The 17,798-nt window shown below is 69.2% G+C and carries 11 protein-coding genes and 2 pseudogenes; 8 read left to right on the plus strand and 5 right to left on the minus strand.

The window, feature by feature from the left end:
* Window positions 1-53: 53 nt before the first annotated feature.
* The gene (locus FHX53_RS05525; RefSeq protein ID WP_182490351.1) at window positions 54-1,448 is read right to left on the minus strand and encodes a ParB/RepB/Spo0J family partition protein; all 1,395 of its coding nucleotides are present in this window, start codon (window positions 1,446-1,448) and stop codon (window positions 54-56) included.
* Window positions 1,449-1,708: 260 nt separating this feature from the next.
* Entirely contained in the window at window positions 1,709-3,658 is a 1,950-nt protein-coding gene (locus FHX53_RS05530; protein ID WP_182490352.1) for a hypothetical protein, read from the minus strand.
* A gap of 195 nt (window positions 3,659-3,853) precedes the next feature.
* Here FHX53_RS05530 and FHX53_RS05535 point away from each other — a divergent pair, with 195 nt between their 5' ends.
* The gene (locus FHX53_RS05535; protein ID WP_182490353.1) at window positions 3,854-4,444 is read left to right on the plus strand and encodes a hypothetical protein; all 591 of its coding nucleotides are present in this window, start codon (window positions 3,854-3,856) and stop codon (window positions 4,442-4,444) included.
* The gene (locus FHX53_RS05540; RefSeq protein ID WP_182490354.1) at window positions 4,441-5,610 is read left to right on the plus strand and encodes an MFS transporter; all 1,170 of its coding nucleotides are present in this window, start codon (window positions 4,441-4,443) and stop codon (window positions 5,608-5,610) included. The genes FHX53_RS05535 and FHX53_RS05540 overlap by 4 nt, the downstream gene beginning before the upstream one ends.
* Here FHX53_RS05540 and FHX53_RS05545 read toward each other — a convergent pair.
* Entirely contained in the window at window positions 5,598-6,908 is a 1,311-nt protein-coding gene (locus FHX53_RS05545; RefSeq protein ID WP_182490355.1) for an ISL3 family transposase, read from the minus strand. The genes FHX53_RS05540 and FHX53_RS05545 overlap by 13 nt on opposite strands.
* A 138-nt stretch (window positions 6,909-7,046) precedes the next feature.
* Here FHX53_RS05545 and FHX53_RS05550 point away from each other — a divergent pair, with 138 nt between their 5' ends.
* The 3 genes and pseudogenes from FHX53_RS05550 to FHX53_RS05560 all read left to right on the plus strand — a co-directional run.
* Window positions 7,047-8,036: a substrate-binding domain-containing protein gene (locus FHX53_RS05550; protein ID WP_182490356.1), complete on the plus strand. Its 990-nt coding sequence runs from the start codon at window positions 7,047-7,049 to the stop codon at window positions 8,034-8,036.
* Between the two features lie 376 nt (window positions 8,037-8,412).
* A pseudogene (locus tag FHX53_RS05555) lies at window positions 8,413-9,572 on the plus strand (IS3 family transposase).
* A gap of 83 nt (window positions 9,573-9,655) precedes the next feature.
* Window positions 9,656-9,886, plus strand: a pseudogene (locus FHX53_RS05560) (integrase core domain-containing protein); the annotation flags it as partial.
* A gap of 92 nt (window positions 9,887-9,978) precedes the next feature.
* On the opposite strand, the gene FHX53_RS05565 reads toward FHX53_RS05560, so the two are convergent.
* Together FHX53_RS05565 and FHX53_RS05570 are read right to left on the minus strand one after the other, a co-directional pair.
* Complete coding sequence (locus FHX53_RS05565; RefSeq protein ID WP_182490357.1) at window positions 9,979-10,956, minus strand: hypothetical protein; 978 nt, start codon at window positions 10,954-10,956, stop codon at window positions 9,979-9,981.
* Between the two features lie 99 nt (window positions 10,957-11,055).
* Window positions 11,056-12,390, minus strand: a complete 1,335-nt coding sequence (locus FHX53_RS05570; RefSeq protein WP_182490358.1) for an MFS transporter — start codon at window positions 12,388-12,390, stop codon at window positions 11,056-11,058.
* 345 nt (window positions 12,391-12,735) lie between these two features.
* On the opposite strand from FHX53_RS05570, the gene ileS reads away from it, so the two are divergent.
* The 3 genes from ileS to FHX53_RS05585 are packed head-to-tail and all read left to right on the plus strand — an operon-like array spanning window position 12,736 to window position 17,782.
* On the plus strand, window positions 12,736-16,011 hold the full coding sequence (gene ileS / locus FHX53_RS05575; RefSeq protein WP_182490359.1) for an isoleucine--tRNA ligase: 3,276 nt from the start codon (window positions 12,736-12,738) through the stop codon (window positions 16,009-16,011).
* Window positions 16,008-17,390, plus strand: coding sequence for a bifunctional folylpolyglutamate synthase/dihydrofolate synthase (locus tag FHX53_RS05580; protein WP_182490360.1), 1,383 nt, complete (start codon window positions 16,008-16,010; stop codon window positions 17,388-17,390). The genes ileS and FHX53_RS05580 overlap by 4 nt, the downstream gene beginning before the upstream one ends.
* Window positions 17,387-17,782 carry a DUF4233 domain-containing protein gene (locus FHX53_RS05585; protein ID WP_182490361.1) on the plus strand — a complete coding sequence of 132 codons (396 nt, stop codon included), beginning with the start codon at window positions 17,387-17,389 and terminating at the stop codon, window positions 17,780-17,782. The genes FHX53_RS05580 and FHX53_RS05585 overlap by 4 nt, the downstream gene beginning before the upstream one ends.
* The last annotated feature ends 16 nt before the right edge of the window (window positions 17,783-17,798 follow it).

A 17,798-nucleotide genomic window follows, 5' to 3' on the forward strand; every position in this document is an offset into this window, starting at 1 on the left:
TGCGTGTCTCCGGGGGAGTTGGGGGAGGGGCCGGGTCGGCCCCCTCCGTCGGGTTACTCCTCGTCGTCGCCGTCGTAGTCCTCGGCGTAGTCGGCGGTCGGGTCGTCGGCGCTGGTGACGATCTGCTCGACCTCGCTCAGCCCGTAGCCCCATGCGGCGAGTTGGGTGAAGTAGGTCCGGTCGGTGGGGGAGGGGTGCCGCCAGGTCTGCTTGCTGGTGATGTTCTCCACGGCTCCGAGCACGACGGCCAGCGCGACGTGCTGCGCTTTGCCGGGGGTGTGCTCGACGAGGGCGGCGAGCTTGTCGGCCTCCCAGTAGCCGCCTCGCTCGATGCTCAGGAGTTCGTGCGCGAGGGTGTTGCCGTCGCGGGTGGCCAGGCTCACGGCCTGCCGGTGCAGGGTGAGGCCGGTGGCGATCACCGCGGCGGCGTCTTTGGGCAGCGTCTTGCGGGACAGGAACGTGGTGAGCCATTCACGGCGCACGACCTCCGCGGATGCCCAGGCCTTGTTGTTGGCGATCAGTGTTCGGCGTTCAGCCTTCTGCTCGTCGGTCATCGGCCCGCTGTTGCTGCCGGAGCCGGTGGCCTTGCGGAATCCTGCGGCTTTCGGGTCGCGGAGGTAGTAGGTCACGTCGGCTTTGCCGGTGATGTAGACCCGGACGAACGCGGCCCGGCCCTCGGCGTTCTCGATGTGCTCGACGGTGGCTTGGTCGCCTTCCGGGGTGACGAGTTCGCTGAGCCGCGTGTAGTCGGTTTCGTAGTAGCCGCGGTCGCGGTCCGGCACTTCGAAGCCGCGGGCTGTCAGGTCCGCCTCGGTGTCGGCCTTGACCTTCGCGCGTGCCCGGTCGTCCCTGGCGCGCTGCGCGGTGTGGGCAAACTGTGCGGGGTCGTGGGTAGCCACGTCGATCAGCTGCGCTCGGGCCTCGGGGTCGTCGTCGAATTCGATGAGGACGGCAGCCTGGTCGAGGGTCAGCGTGTGCTCGTGGATCGCGGAGACGGCTGTGGCGTTCTCGGCCACGGCGAGGGCGATCTTGACCTCTTTGGCCTTGGTGCCGGTGCGCTTGGCGATCGCGGTGACGCTCATCCCCTCGAACGCGAGTTGCTGGAACGCGGCGGCTCGGTCGCCGTCGGTGAGGGCTTCACGCTGGTCGTTCTCGACCATCTGCTGGATGATGCGTTCCGCGGTGGCCTCGTCCGCGTCGACGATGTAGACGGGGATCGTGCTCACGCCTGCTTCTCGGGCGGCGAGGGTGCGTCGCTGTCCGGCTCGCACGAGGATGTTCCCTTGTGCGTCTCGGCGCGCCAGCACGGGGGTGAGTACCCCGTGTTCTCGGACGCTCTGCACGAACGCGGCCGTCAGTGGTGCGCTGGGCCTGACGTTGGCCTCGATGACGAGGCTCTGCGGGTCGATGTGCTCGACGGTTCCGGTGTGGATGGTGGTGTCAGCCATGATCTGTTCTCTCTCCCGATCAACTGTTTTGTTCGCCTGTCTGGCAAGAGGATCGTTTGAGAGCGCAGCGGCGAGAGTGCCGGGTCGTGGAATACCGGACTGAGCGCAGCGAGGGAGGATATGCCGCGAAAGCCCGGCACGGCAGCCGTGGAGCGAACTACGATTCGGCGGCCAGGCAGACGGACAACAGACAAGCTCTGGCCGCGTAGCGGCTCCGTTCATCGGTGCAGCTCGTGCGCCGATCGCGCTCGAGCGCGGTTCTACGCCGCGGCGAGAGCTGTGGCGGGGGAGAGGATGCCGGCGTCGACGAGCCGGAGCGCTTCTTTGTGGTCGGCACGGCCATCAGGGCCTCGCGGGTACCGCGAGTAGTCGGGACGATCGTTCTGGGCGAACAGGGCGATACCGGATGGGGCTCGACGGCCTCGGCGCTTCTTGTTCGGTTTCCGCATCCAGGTCAGCTCGGCGTTCCACCACTCCCACCGACCGCGCTCGGCGCCGTAGCGGGCTCGGCGGGCCTCCAGGTAGCCGGCGACGTCGAGGGCGTCGGCGGCCGCGTCGAGCGCCGTGGTGTCGCCTCGACTCCATCCGGCACCGCCACGGCGGGCCAGACGATGGAACCGGAGCCGGTGTAGCGCGACCCGGATGCGTCCGGCGTCTAAGCCGGTCCGGTGCACCAGGTCCTCAACTGTCGTGGAGGCCACCTCCGGGAGGTGCTTGAACACGAGACCCGCGGTGCGGCCCAGGCTGCGCGGAGCGGCGAACGTATCGTGCGTGAGCGGGCGGAGATCAGCGGTTAGTCGCGTGGTCCAGTAGCCGGCGTTGAGCGGGTGGCGGGTGGGGGAGGGGCGTGCAGGCACTTGTGTCCGGTTACGGTCCTCCGAGTCTGTGGAGAACCGCTCGGAGAGTCGGTAGCGCTGCCCGTGGGGGGCGTCGACGTCTCCGACGCGGACGATCCATGCGGACTCCGGGTCGGCGTCGACGACGGGGCGTGTGAGCGCCTGGAGCGCGGTGTGGACGGTGGTTCGGCCGTAGCCTGTGTCGGCCGAGAGGCGCCGCACGTCGGCTTCTACGACCAGCTGTGCGGACTGGGCGATGTAGAGGCAGAGGGCGTCGAGGACGGCACGGGTGCTGTGCGTCCCAGTGCTGCGGCGTGCAGCCGATGATGCCCGGTCCGCGCCCCAGAGGCCCGGCATGGCGTCTGCGCGCTCCTGAGCGCGTTCTACGGCCGTGAGGGCGGTATTCGCGCGGGCGAGGTAGTTGGTGTCGTCGCCGGTGCCGTTGAGCGGGTGAGCCGCGACGTAGCGGACGGCGTTGTTCCAGGCGGCGTCCAGGGCGCGGATGCGGCCGCGCTCGGTGCGGGGGATGCGATCGCGGCCGTTCCTGCCGCGCAGCGTGCGGACGTGCTCGAACGCGGGCGCGTCGACGACGGCCAGGACGTCCGCGTATCGCCAGCGAGAGTGCGCGCAGCCGGCGAGGACGGCGGCGAGGGTGTAGGACGTGTCCTCGCCGGGGGCGCCGTTCAGCATCGCGTCCACGCGGGGCGTGAGGGGCCGTCTGGGGCCGGCGATGTAGGGGTGGCCATCATCGTCGACGGCCATGCCGCGCAGCAGGCCCATCGTGGGCGACGGCAGCTCGGCGCCGGCGTCGACGAGGAACGCGGTGAGGTCGGTGATCGCGTCGAGGGCGACGGTGCAGCTGGTGAGGGCTGTGAGCGGCCCTTGGGCCACGGATACACCGCCGAGGCGGTGGGGGGCTCCGGGAGGCCGCACACAGCCGGTGGCGGGGTTGGTCAGGGGAGTGGGGTCGAGGGAGGGCAGCAGCTGGGTTGCGAGGAGCGCGAGATCTCGAACGAGGGCGGCATCGACGGATTCGGCCATGCCGATCCAGACGTGGCGGCCGCCGGTGGGGCCGGATGCGCAGATCAGGTGTGCGACGTTCAGCTCGTCGAGCCAGTGGGAGAGTCGGCCGGCGTCATAGGGGGCGTTGCCGCGGGAGCTGTCGAAGTCGAAGCAGAGGTAGTCGTAGCGCTGACGGTCGCCAGAGAGGTACATCGCCCAGGGTGTACGGGGCGGCAGCTCGTTCACCGAGCACTCGTGGTCGTACTCGTTCAGGACCTCGCCGGATGCGAGCTGTGCGGCGGCGCGCACGTGTTCCCGGGGGCTGAGAGCGCGCGTGAGCACCCACGCGGATGCCAGGTCAGGCTCCGACACGCGGGAATCTGTAACGATTGCCGCCCGAAAACGGGCGCGTTGAGCTACTATGAATGCATTCCTTCCAGGGAACGACAGAACCTCCGGGGCCTGCCGGCTTGGATGGGGCTGATTAGCTCGGAGTCGTAAGTTTGGCGACTGGCCGACTCGGAGCTACGAAACTTGAGGGGCCCGCCGTGATGGCGGAGCATCACATTGATCGGTACCGGTCGCAACGCGATGGGCCTCCTGGAGGCCGCGGCGATAGCGCGACCGATCAACAACATCCGCGTCTACGGTCGTAATAAGGAACGCTTGGCCGCTTTTGTCGCGACGGCGAACGGAGTCCTCGACGTGCCGGTCACGGGCTCGCACGATCTCGCTGAGGCTCTGGACGCTACGGACATCGTCTTCGTGTCGACCGACTCCACCACCCCCGTCCTGTCTCTCGCGGACGTGCCGGGGGATTGCCTCGTCGCAGGGATGGGTGTGCCATCCGAATTCGATGACGACCTTTATCTCGGTGCCTCGACGGTCGTTGTAGCCTCGAAGGACCACGAGCGCGGGTTCGGCGACGTCTGGCACGGACGTCTCAGCAGTTCGCTCGTGGACCTCGATGCCTCCGGTCGCCTGCCGTGGGACGCGGTAATCGAACTTGCCCAACTAATCGATGCGGCCGAGCCCGCGCGGAGCGGCGTGCGCGTGTTCCGGGAATCTTCCGGAGGCTACGGAGACATCGCACTTGCGGCGTATATCTACGATCGAGCGGTCGAGAGCGGTCGTGGGCAGCGCGTCCGCTTCGCATGAGTTCGGGCAAATCCAAACGGCGGCTTGACGAGTCACTGACGAGCGCCTCCGGGCTGACCTTCTCATTCACGCTGGGCCTCCTCGGCGTCACAATCCCGCTCCTCGCGGTATCGTACGGCTATCGGATCGCTGACATCGGCGTACTCGTGGCGATCTCAGGGGCCGCCCAGCTCGTCTCCCGGCTCTGGATCGGCGCACTCTTGCGCAAGGTGTCCGATAAGTGGCTCGTGATCGCGGCCGGCGTGCTGCTCACCGCGTCCTGCCTCCTGATCACAGTCTCGAGTCTGTTCGCCGTATTCGTCATTTCGCAACTGCTCCAGGGCGCAGCACGTGCGTACTTCTGGACCGCCTCCCAGACGCATGTCGTCCGCGTCGCGGAGAGGTCGGTGGGTGGGCTCGCGCGATTCAACCTCGCTGCGGGCATCGGCGCGCTCGCCGGACCGTTAGCCGCAGGTATCCTGATTCAGTTCCAGGGCCAGTGGACGCTGATAACCGGCGCAATCGGGTCGGCAATCGCGACGGTCTTCGCCATCCTGCTCGTTCGCCTGCCGCCGTTTGCGCCGCCGGCGCACTCCTCCAACACGAGGATGTGGCGGCGGCCAGAAATCCGTGCCGGTATCTGCATGGGCACCATCGCCGGGTCGTGGCGGGGTATTCTGGGTTCCTACGTGCCCGTCATCCTCGCGGTTGCAGGGATCTCGCCCGTCATTGTCGGAACCCTCGCGACCGTCGCCAACCTCGCTGCCGTCGCCGGCGGCTCGGGCATTGGTCTCATCCGGCCGCTCCGACCGCGCGTGGTCCTGCTGGTCAGCGGTCTCGCCACCGGTCTCAGCGTCGCTGCTCTCGGGCTCATGGCTGGCGATCCGATCCTCGCCGGAGTGTGCCTCGCGATCTCGGGACTGGGAGCCGGAGCGCTGCAGACGATTAGCACCGCAGCCGTCGCAGACGCAGTTCACGCGGAGGAGCGCGGTGACTCGATCGCCACGAGCGGCACCTACCGTGCGGCCGCCCTCGTGCTGACGCCCCTCATCGCTGCTGGAGTCGTCGCCGTCGCACCGATCTCGATCGCCTTCGTCGTCGTGGGGCTCCTGTCCAGCGTGCTGTCGTTCCTCGGCGGCGCGGATCCGGAGCCGAAACTCGGGTCCAATGCGGCTCATCGCAATTGAGGGTGTAGCAGTGGCCTGAAGCCGCCGGCTTCGAGCAGTGATCTCGCGATGTAGTTGGTCAGGTTGCGGAAGCCGAGGGCGGAGCCGCGGAGATGCTCGAGGCGGCCGTTGATCGCCTCCGTCGGCCCGTTGCTGGTGCCGGGCCGGTCGAAGTACGCGAGCACGTCGGCGGCGCGCTGCTTCAGCGTCCGCCCGAGCGTGATCACCTCGCGCAGCGCCGCCGGGACGCCGACGCTGACCGTCTCGATCAGCTCGATCATCAGCTGCTTGCCCGCGGCCCGGTCCGGTTCGCGGTAGGCGGCGACCATGCGCTGATAGATGCCCCAGGTGACCTCGACCGCGAGATGCCGCTCGTCGGCGAAGAGCGCGTCGAGTCGTTGCTGCTGCCGCGGCGTGTGGAACGCCGCGCCGGTGTGGAGGGTGCGGCGGGCGGCGTAGAGCGGATCGCCCTTGCGTCCGCGGTGGCCGTGGAGCTGCTGCTGAATCCGCCGCCGGCAGCTGTCGAGCGCGTTCCCGGCGAGTCGGACAACGTGGAACGGATCCATCACGGCGACCGCCTCGGGCAGCTCCTCGACGGTGGCGGTCTTGAAGCCGGAGAACCCGTCCATCGCGACCACTTCAACGCCGTCTCGCCAGGACTGGGGCCTGGCGGCGAGCCACTGCTGGAACGCCTGCTTCGAGCGGCCCTCGACCATGTCCAGCAGCCTTGCTGGCCCCGTGCCGTCGCGGATCGGGGTGAGGTCGATGATGACGGTCACGTAGCGGTCGCCGTGACGCGTGTGGCGCCAGACGTGCTCGTCCACGCCCAGCACTGCCACGCCGTCGAAGCGGCTCGGATCATCGAGCAGGCGCCGCCTGCCCTCCTCGAGCACGGCCGTGTTGGCGGTGTGCCAGGCGACCCCCAGCCCGGCCGCGACGCGGGAGACGGTCAGGTGGTCGAGCACCAGCGCGGCCAGCGCCCAGCGCAGCCCCGTGCGGGAGATCTTCGCCCGAGGCTCCGCCGCCGCGGACGTGTCCTGCCGCCAGATGCGGCCGCAACCGGAGCAGCGGTAGCGGCGGACGCGGACCAGCAACGTGGTGGGTCGGTGCCCGAACGGGGCATGCGCCAACCTGCGCGTGACCGTGTCCCGCGGCACGCCCTGGCAGCCGCAGGCGCGGCACCAGTCATCGACTTCCACGACCCGGCAGAAGAGCACCGCGCGGTCGGGTTCGAGCCGCTGCCCGACGGCCTCGAGGCCGAGCTCGTCCAGTCGGCAGAACGTGGTGAGATCGGGCGCGTCGAAGGTAGCGTTGAGCACGTCGAGGTCTTTCGGACGGTGAGCGTAGGAACTTCCATCCTGGAAGACCTCGACCCCTATCCCGACAGCGACGCGGCCCGGACGTCTACACCGTCAACTGCGAAGAGCCTCCAATGCGGAGCCAGAAAGAGAGACATCATGAGCAACCTCGAACTGACCATGGCGGGGGTCGACTACGATCGCTTCGTCGCCATGTGGGACGGCCGCGTGCGCGTCGAAGGCATCGACCTCAACTTCCTCGCTATGCCGGTCGAGGAGGTATTCTACCGGCAGGCAAAGTACCGCGAGTTCGACGTCAGTGAGATGAGCCTGTCGACGTACGTGCTCACCCTGAACGACGAGAAGCCACCGTTCGCGGCGATTCCGGTCTTCCCCTCCCGCTACTTCCGGCACCAGAGCATGTTCGTTAACCGCCGGTCGGGCATCACCGAGCCCAGCCAGTTGACGGGCAGGCGGATCGGCATCCCCGAATACCAAATCACCGCCGGGGTCTGGCAACGAGGCATCCTCGCTGACGAGTACGGTATCGGTCTGGGCGACATCGAGTACGTCTCAGGTGGTGTCGACTCGCCCGGTCGGCACGAGAAGGTGCAGTACGACATGCCGGCGAACGTGCGCCTGTCGCAGATCGGCCCGGAAGAGACACTGTCCGAGCTGCTGGTCAGCGGCTCGATCGACGGCATCTTCAGCGCGCACGAGCCCTCATGCTTCGGCAACGATCCCGACGTCGTGCGGTTGTTCCCCGACTACAAGAGTGTCGAGAAGGACTACTTCAAGCGCACCCGCATCTTCCCGATCATGCACCTCATGGTCGTGCGGGCGGAGATCCTTCAAGCGCACCCTTGGGTCGCGCGCTCCCTCATGAAGGCGTGCGAGCAGGCGCGCTCGCTCGCTGTCGATGCCCTCGCGTACCGCAGTTCACTGAAGGTTATGCTGCCTTGGCTCGCCGACCACCTCGAGGAGACGCTCGAGGCCATGGGCGACGACTACTGGCCTTACGGCATCGATCGCAACCGCCACGTCCTCGACGCCTTCCTACGGTACTCGCACGAGCAGGGGCTCGCGAACCGCCGCTGGGCGCCTCAAGAGATCTTCGCCCCAAGCACCCGCAGCTCGTTCGTCATCTGAGAAAGCGGGCTATCCTCGCGAGCCGAGGCGCACCGTCGTCGGCAGTTCTCGCGCGGGAGGTGGCGACCCAACACAGCTCCCTACCGTGCCGAAACGCCCGAAGTGGGCCAGCCTCTTAAGTCACTGTGCGGTGCTTTTCTCGGCGAAGATTTGCACTCGCCCGCAGGCGACGGGGTCAAGTCCCTGGAAGTGGTGTACCGGCTGATACTCCTAATCTCTGCGCTGAGACCTGTGAGGTGTCGGCGGACCACCTCGCTGCCCATGTCGGGTAGAACGTGCATGCGGGAGCGGGCGAGCACGTCCAATCGGGACTGCTGAAGGTTTAGGTGACTCCTGACCTGTGGCGACGAGAGTCGCTGCTGGAAGGTTGAGCACCATGCCAAAAGCGTTTCCGAAGGAGTTCCGGGACGACGTCGTGGCGATCGCACTGCGCCGAGAGTCATCGTTCGCGCAGATCGCGAAAGACTTCGGGATCTCTGAATCCTGCGTCCAACGGTGGGTCAAGATCGCCGAAGTCGACGCCGGCCGCCGGCCGGGGGTGAGCACCGGCGAAGCGGTCGAGAACCGTGAGCTGCGTCGCCGGGGGAAGTTGCTGGAGCAGGAGAACGAGATCCTGCGCCGCGCGGCGGCGTATCTGTCGCAGGCGAACCTATCGGGCCCAAGAGGCTCTACCCGCTCGTGAGTGAACTCGCCGCCGACGGCATCGCCGTCGCGGTGACGTGTCGGGTGTTGAAGTTCGCCAAGCAGCCCTATTACCGGTGGCTCGCCGATCCCGTCACGCAAAGAGACTGGGATCAGGCGCAGCTGATCAACGCCGCGATCGATATTCACGTCGACGATCCGGCGTTCGGGTATCGGTTCATCGCCGATGAGCTCGCTGAGGCGGGCTTCACCGCGTCGAAGCGACGGGTGTGGCGGCTGTGTTCGCAGATGGGCATCACCAGCGCGTTCGTGCGCAGGAAGCGCGGCAAGAATCGCCTGGTCGGCCCTCCGGTGCGCGACGATCTCGTGCTGCGCGAGTTCACTGCCGATCGCCCCGACCGGCTTTGGCTGACCGACATCACCGAGCATCCGACCGGCTAAGGGAAGCTCTATCTCTGCGCGATGAAGGACGTGTTCTCCAACCGCATCGTCGGATACTCCATCGCTGACCGGATGACCTCAGAGCTCGCCGTGGCGGCTCTGAGGATGGCGATCCAACGGCGCAACCCTGCTGGCACGGTCGTTCACTCTGACCTCGGCAGTCAGTTCCGCTCGAGGCGTTTTCAGGCGGAGCTTGACCGTTACGGATTGGTCGGTTCGATGGGGCGGGTCGGGGCGGCGGGTGACAACGCGGCGATGGAGTCGTTCTTCGCGCTGCTGCAGAAGAACGTGCTCAACAGCCGCCGCTGGGCCACGAGGCAAGAGTTGCGGCTGGCGATCGTGACCTGGATTGAGCGGACCTATCACCGCCGTCGACGGCAGCGAGTCTTGGGGCGTTTGACGCCGGTGGAGTTCGAGGCGATCATGACCACACGGGCCGCGTCCGCGGCCTAAGAAGAAGAGTCACCAGAACCTTCAGCAGTCCCCACTATGCGGGATTCCACTTCGCATGGGGCGATGCCTGCAGCGAACTCAGCATCGTCCACAAACGCACTCGCGCTTATCGGCCGCAAACCAATGGCAAGATCGAGCGGTTCCACCGCACCCTGGCCGACGGGTGGGCTTACGTAAAGTTCTCATCGTCAGAGACGCAACGACGCGAGGCGCTGCCTGGCTGTATTCACTTCTACAATCACCATCGGCGACACTCCGCGATCGGAGCCCCACCCCTCAGCAGGCTCAGTAACCTGCCTGGACATCACAACTAGCCCCGCCCCACCGGAAGGCCAGGAGCCCCGCGGTCTTCCACGCCGCGGGGCTCCTGCACGTCGTCGACTCTGAACGGCGGGCCCGGGAACCTCTACGGCAGCAGGCGCACGACCTCGACGGTCTGGTGCGTCACGAGGCCGTCGGCGTTCTCGGCTGTGACCGTGTAGAGCTGGCTCTCCTCCGAGCATTGGTACGCGAACTCGTAGGTCGCCGTCGTCGGGACCTCCTCGAACGGCTCGGCGCGCGCGTCGTCGGTGCCGACGCCGAACCATGCGGTCGTCGCGCCGTCGATGCTCCAGCTCCAGAACAGCGGAACCGATCCGCTCTCGTCGGGGCAGTTCGCGGTGTTCTCCGCCTGGAAGACCGTGAACGTCGGCGCCGGGGCGGGCTCGGGGGCGGCGCTCGTCTCGGTCGGCGTCGGCGAGGGCGACGGCTCCTCGGTCTCGCTCGGCGTGGGCGAGGGGGACGGGGTCTCCGACGGCGAGGAGCTCGCGCTCGGCGTGTCCGACGCCGCAGGCGCGGGCGCGTCGTCGCGGTTCAGGAGGGCGAAGATCAGCACGACGAGCGCGATGAGCAGGATGACCGCGAGCGCGATGAGCGCGATCGCCCCGCCGCTCAGTCGGCGCGGTCCCGTCGCGGCGCTCGCCGGGGCGGGGCCCGCAGCCGGGCCGCCCCCGATGGGCGCGCTCGAGCGCGGGAAGCCGCCGGCGGCCGCACCCGCGGCGGCGCCGGCTCCGATGCCGGCGGCGGCGCCGACTCCGGCCGGGCGGAGCATCTCGGTCGGCGCGGTCGGCGGCGGGGGAGTCGGCGCGACCGGCGGCACGCCGCCGGGCTGGTCGAGCGGTCGGGTGAAGGCGCGCGTCGGGGCATCCCCTGCATCGACCGCGTCGTAGGCCTCGGTCGGTGCGTCGCCGGCATCGCCGGGGTCCCCGTCGCCGAGCGCATCGTAGGCCTCCGTCGGAGCATCGCCCGCCGCACCCGCCCCGCCCTCAGCGCCGCGCGCATCCGCTCCGCTCACCGGCCGCAGCGGCTCGGTCGGATCCTCGTTCGGCGTTCGCTCGTCGGTCATGGTCGCCCCCGTCCCCTGAGACGGAGACCGCCCCCGTCGCGGCCAGTGTAGGGCGCGCGCGGGGGCGGTCGCGGGAGGAGGGAGTGCGGCGAGCGCCGGTCAGCGCTCGGCGCCGACGACCTCCGGAGCCGTCACGGCGGGCGCATCCTCATCGCGATCGACGCGGATGCGGATCGCCACGAGCGAGGAGACGAGCGTGATGAGCGACATGCCCGCGAGCACGATCGCCGGGTGCCACCAGGCGTTTCCGGTGGCCGCGCCGAGCGCCCCGGTCAGGCTGGGCACGAAGCCGGAGACGACCGCCGCGAGCGCGTAGGCGAACCCGAGCGCCGAGTACCGGTACCGCTCGTCGAAGAGCTCGGTGAAGATGCCGCCGAGCGCCGCCCAGCTCATCGTCGGCAGGATGCCGCCGATCACCATCATGCCGACGAGGAAGCCGAAGGAGGCGTCCTGCAGGAAGAAGTAGATCGGGAACGACACGAGGAGCGTGCCGAGCGCGCCGATCGCGATCACGAGGCCCGATCCGATGCGCGTCGCCCACGCCCCGAACAGCGGGATCGTCACGAGCTGCAGCAGCCCGCCGATCGTCGTGGCGATGAGCAGCTCGTAGTAGTCGAAGCCGAGCACCGCCGCGCCGTAGTTGATCGTGTACGTGTTCATGAGCGAGTACGAGCCGATTCCGAGGAGCGCGACGCCCACGGCGACGACGACCGTGACCGGCTGCGCCCGCAGCAGCGCGGCGAGGGGGATGCGCGGCGCACGGCCCGCTCCCTTGACCGCTTCGAAGACGGGCGTCTCGGTGATCGCGAGGCGCAGGTAGAGCGAGATCGCGAGCAGCGGGATCGCCGTCAGGAACGGGATGCGCCAGGCCCACTCGCCGATCTCCTCGGTCGTGAGCGAGAGCGTGAGCCACAGGAACGCGACGGCCGCGAGGATCGAGCCGACGGGGGAGCCGAGCTGCGGCATCGCGGCGGCGAACGCGCGCTTGGCCTTGCTCTCGTGCTCGGTCGCGATGAGGATCGCGCCGCCCCACTCGCCGCCGAGCGAGACGCCCTGCAGCACGCGCAGCAGCACGAGCAGCACGGCGCCGATCCAGCCGGCCTGGCCGAAGGTCGGCAGCACGCCGATGAGCGCGGTCGCGACGCCCATCATCGTGATCGTCACGATGAGGACGGTGCGGCGTCCGATGCGGTCGCCGAGGTGGCCGAAGATGATCGCGCCGATCGGGCGGATCACGAACGCGACCCCGATCGTCGCGAGGGCGGCGAGGTTCGCGCCGACCGGGCCGAGCGGCTCGAAGAAGAGCGGGCCGGCGAAGAAGGCCGAGAAGTAGGCGAAGAGATAGAAGTCGTACGACTCGAGAGACGTGCCGACGAGGGATGCCCAGCGCGCGCGACGCGCGATGCGGGGATCGGAAGGGGCGGGGTGGAGCATGGTGGGCGCTTGGCCATGCGTATCAGTAGTCACAAGCACAGCAGCGTAGTGACGCCCGGGCGTATTCCCGGCGGCCGGCCCTCGGGCGTTCGGTACCATGGACGCACAGGCGTCGATCCGGCCATCACCGGGGAGCCCTCGGAAGAACAGCGGGATGCTCGTGCTCGAGCGACCCGGCAACTAGACCTGAGCGGGGCAGGCCCGTCACAGCCGCAGAAGAGGGGCCGGAGCATCCGCCCGCCAGCACGGCGGAACGGAGAGCACCGGCAAGCGGGGTGGTACCGCGGCGGGCTCGACGAGCCCCGTCGTCCTCGCGGTGAGTGCGCTGCAGACACCGGAGACACCATGGGCTACCCCCTCCACCGCGACGACCAGGGCGTCGTCGCCTCCCCGCGCTTCCCCGAGCTCGAGCGCGAGGTGCTCGACTACTGGGCGTCGACCGACACGTTCCGTCGCTCGATCGCGAACCGCGAGGGCTGCGACGAGTGGGTCTTCTACGACGGCCCGCCGTTCGCCAACGGTCTGCCGCACTTCGGCCACCTGCTGACCGGCTACGCGAAGGACGTCTTCCCGCGCTTCCAGACCATGCGCGGCAAGCAGGTGCACCGCCGGTTCGGGTGGGACACCCACGGCCTGCCCGCCGAGCTCGAGGCGATGAAGCAGCTCGGCATCACCGAGAAGGCGCAGATCGAGGAGATGGGAATCGAGGCGTTCAACGCCAAGGCCCGCGAGAGCGTGCTGCGCTACACTTCCGAGTGGGAGACATACGTTACGCGCCAGGCGCGCTGGGTCGACTTCGACAACGACTACAAGACGCTCGACATCTCGTTCATGGAGAGCGTGCTGTGGGCGTTCAAGACCCTGCACGAGAAGGGTCTCGCCCACGAGGGGTACCGCGTGCTGCCGTACTGCTGGCGCGACGAGACGCCGCTCTCGAACCACGAGCTGCGCATGGACGACGACGTCTACCAGATGCGTCAGGACCAGTCGGTGACGGTCACCTTCCCGCTCGTCGGCTCGAAGGCCGAGGCGCTCGGCCTCACGGGCGTCAAGGCGCTCGCCTGGACGACGACGCCGTGGACCCTCCCGACGAACGCGGCGCTCGCCGTCGGCCCCGAGGTCGAGTACGTCGTGCTGCCGGCGGGCCCCCACGGGGCGGCGGATGACCGGGAGGCCGCGGGTGTTCGAGACGGCGCCGCGCGCGACGCGGTCGCCGGCGAGAGCCAGTACCTGCTCGCGAACGACACCCTGGGCGCCTACGTCAAGGAGCTCGGCTACGAGACCGCGGCCGACGCGCACGCCGCGATCACGCGGAGGATGCTCGGCCGCGAGCTCGGCGGCGTCCACTACGACCGCCTCTGGGACTACTACGCCGACCTCGAGACGTGGGGCATGCAGCACGCCTGGCAGATCCTCGTCGCCGAGTACGTCGCCACGGGCGAGGGCACCGGCATCGTGCACCAGGCCCCCGCGTACGGAGAGGACGACCAGGCGATCTGCGCCGCCGCGGGCATCCCCATCATCATCTCGGTCGACGACGGCGGGAAGTTTCTTCAGCAGGTGCCCGAGGTCGCGGGCCTGCAGGTGTTCGAGGCGAACAGGACCCTCACGAGCATGCTGCGCGAGCAGGGTCGACTGCTGCAGGTGCGCAGCTACGAGCACAGCTACCCGCACTGCTGGCGGTGCCGCAACCCGCTCATCTACAAGGCCGTCTCGAGCTGGTTCGTGCGCGTGACCGAGATCCGCGATCGGATGCTCGAGCTCAACGAGGGGATCCGCTGGGTGCCCGACAACGTCAAGCACGGGCAGTTCGGCAAGTGGCTCGAGGGCGCGCGCGACTGGTCGATCAGCCGCAACCGCTTCTGGGGCAGCCCCATCCCGGTGTGGAAGAGCGACGACCCCAACCACCCGCGCGTCGACGTCTACGGCTCGCTCGCCGAGCTCGAGGCGGACTTCGGCGCCCTGCCGCGCAACGCCGCGGGCGAGGTCGACCTGCACCGGCCGTTCATCGACGAGCTCACGCGCCCGAACCCCGACGACCCCACGGGCCGCTCGACGATGCGCCGCATCGAGGACGTCTTCGACGTGTGGTTCGACTCCGGCTCGATGCCGTTCGCGCAGGTGCACTACCCGTTCGAGAACGCCGACTGGTTCGAGAACCACAACCCGAGCGACTTCATCGTCGAGTACATCGGGCAGACCCGCGGCTGGTTCTACACGATGCACGTGCTCGCGACGGCGCTCTTCGACCGGCCGGCATTCAAGAACGTCATCAGCCACGGCATCGTCCTCGGCAACGACGGACAGAAGGCCTCGAAGAGCCTCCGCAATTATCCCGACGTGTTCGAGACATTCGATCGCGACGGCTCGGATGCGATCCGCTGGTTCGAGATGTCCAGCTCGGTCATCCGCGGCGGCAACCTCATCGTCACCGAGGAGGGCATCCGCGCGGGCGTGCGCGAGTTCCTGCTGCCGCTCTGGAGCACCTACTACTTCTTCACCCTTTACGCGAACGCGGCTGGGGTGGCGGATGCCCGCTGGCGCACCGACTCGACGAACGTGCTCGACCGGTACCTGCTCGCGAAGACGCGCGACCTCGTCGAGACCGTGACGACCGAGCTCGAGGGCCTCGACAGCCCGCTCGCCGCCGCCGCGCTGCGCGACTTCGCCGACGTGCTCACCAACTGGTACGTGCGGCGCAGCCGCGAGCGCTTCTGGGCCGGCGACGACCGCGACGCGATCGACACGCTCTACACGGTGCTCGAGACGCTCGCGCGCGTCGCGGCGCCGCTCGCGCCGCTCGTGAGCGAGGAGGTCTGGCGCGGCCTGACGGGAGGCGAGAGCGTGCACCTCGCCGACTGGCCCGCGGCGGATGCCTTCCCCGCCGACCCCGCGCTCGTCACCGCCATGGACCGCGTGCGCGCGATCGCGAGCTCGGGTCTCGCGCTGCGCAAGGTGCAGAGCCTGCGCGTGCGCCTGCCGCTGTCGACGCTCACCGTCGTCACCCCCGACGCCGGGGCGCTCTCTGCGTTCTCCGATATCCTCCGCGACGAGCTCAACGTCAAGGCCGTCGAGCTCGTCGAGTTCGACGACTCGCTCGTCGCCGCGTACGGCATCACGCGCCGCCTCGCCGTCAACGCGCGCGCCGCGGGCCCGCGCATCGGCAAGCAGGTGCAGCAGGCGATCGGCGCCGCGAAGGCGGGCGACTGGCAGGTCGCGGGCGACGGCGTGATCGTCGGCGGCATCGCGCTCGAACCCGGCGAGTTCACGCTCGAGCTCGAGCTCGAGGACCCGGCCGCGGCCGTCGTGTTCCTGCCGGGCTCGGGCTTCGTGCTGCTCGACACGACCGTGACGCCCGAGCTCGAGGCCGAGGGCGTCGCGCGCGACGTCATCCGCGCCGTGCAGCAGGCCCGCAAGGACGCGGGGCTCGACGTGAGCGACCGCATCGCGCTGGCGCTCGGCTCGAGCGATGCCGCGACCCGCGCCGCGATCGAGGCGCACCGGGAGCTCATCGGCGGCGAGACGCTTGCCACCTCGTTGACCGTCGGGGAGGCTGGCGAGGGGGCGACCGCGCCGGTCGGGGCCGGGGCATCCGTGACGATCGAGGTGGAGCGAGCATGACCGACGCACAGGACCGCCGCGAGCCGAGCGAGCAGGAGCTCGCCGACCGGGAGGCCGCCGACGCCGTCTTCGCCGAGCTGCTCGCGCGCATCGGCGAGGGCAGCCCGCAGCCGCGCCTCGAGCCCACGCGCCGCGCCGTCGAGCTGCTCGGCGACCCGCAGCGCTCGTACGGGGTCATCCACATCACCGGCACGAACGGTAAGACGTCGACGAGCCGCATCATCGAGAGCATCCTGCGCGCGTACGGGCTGCGCGCCGGCCTCATGACGAGCCCGCACCTCGTGCGGGTCACCGAGCGCATCATGATCGACGGCGCGCCGATCAGCGACCGCGCGTTCGCCGACAACTGGGCCGACATCCAGCCCTACCTGCTCATGGTCGACGCCGAGCTCGCCGCCAACGGCGAGGAGCCCCTCACCTACTTCGAGGCGCTCACGGTGCTCGCGTTCGCGTGCTTCGCCGATGCGCCCGTCGACGTCGTCGTGCTCGAGGTCGGCATGGGAGGCGAGTGGGATTCGACCAACGTCGCCGATGGCGACGTCGCCGTGCTCACGCCGATCGCGCTCGACCACGAGAGCCGGCTCGGGCGCACGGTCGCCGAGATCGCGCGCACGAAGGCCGGCATCATCAAGCCCGCCGCGCACGTCGTGACCGCCCTGCAGAAGCCCGAGGCGATGGACGAGATCCTGCGCGCAGCCGAGCACGACGAGGCGCCGGTGGCCGCCGAGGGGGTCGATTTCGCGCTGCTGGATGCCCGGCTCGCGGTCGGCGGGCAGGTCATCGACGTGCGGGGCAGGGCGGGGGAGTACCGCGATCTCTTCCTCCCCCTCTTCGGCGAGCACCAGGCGCGCAACGCCGCGCTCGCGATCGCGGCGGTCGAGTCGTTCCTCGGCGGCGGCGAGCAGGAGCTCGCGATGGACGTCCTCCACCAGGGCTTCGCGACCGTCACGAGCCCCGGCCGGCTGCAGCTCATCGGCATCGAGCCGAGCGTCCTCGTCGACGCCGCCCACAATCCGCACAGCGCCGAGGCGCTCGCGAAGGCGCTGCTGGGCTCCTTCGCGTTCGAGAAGGTCACGGCGATCGTCGGGATCCTCACCGACAAGGACGCGCGCGGCATCATCGAGGCGCTCGACCCCGTCGTCGACCGATTCATCGTCACGCAATCCGAATCCGACCGCGCGCTCGGCTCCGACGAGCTCGCCGAGCTCGTCATGCACATCGCCGGCCCCGACCGCGTGAGCATCGAGCCGGAGCTGTCGGTCGCGCTCGAGGAGGCCCGAGGCGAGGCCGGCCCCACCGACGCCGTGCTCGTCACCGGGTCGATCACGCTCGTCGGTCAGGCGATGCGCATCGCGCGTGAGGAGGGGTGGGCGCTGTGAGCGGCACCGCCGCCCCCGCCGCCGATGGGTCGTCGGGCCGCCCGCGCCGCGCGCGCACCGCGACCGAATCGCTCCTGAACGTCGTGCTCGTCATGGAGGCCGTCGTCGTGATCTTCGGCGCCCTCGTGATCTACGGTCTGCGCGTCGTCGACCCCGTCGCCGCGTTCGGCGGGGGAGCCGTCCTCATCGTTTTGCTGCTCATCGCGGTGCGCCTCGTGCGCCACCCGTGGGGGCAGTGGTTCGGCCACGCTCTGCAGCTGCTGCTGCTTGCGACCGTCTTCCTCGAGGTGCTCGCGGGCGTCGCCGCCGCGATCTTCGTGGGATTCTGGATCTGGGCCGTCATCAAGGGCCGCCAGCTCGACGCCGCGAACGGCGTCGGCCGAGCATCCTGACCCTCACGCCCCATTC

This window comes from Microcella alkalica (assembly GCF_014137945.1).
Lineage (GTDB): Bacteria > Actinomycetota > Actinomycetes > Actinomycetales > Microbacteriaceae > Microcella > Microcella alkalica.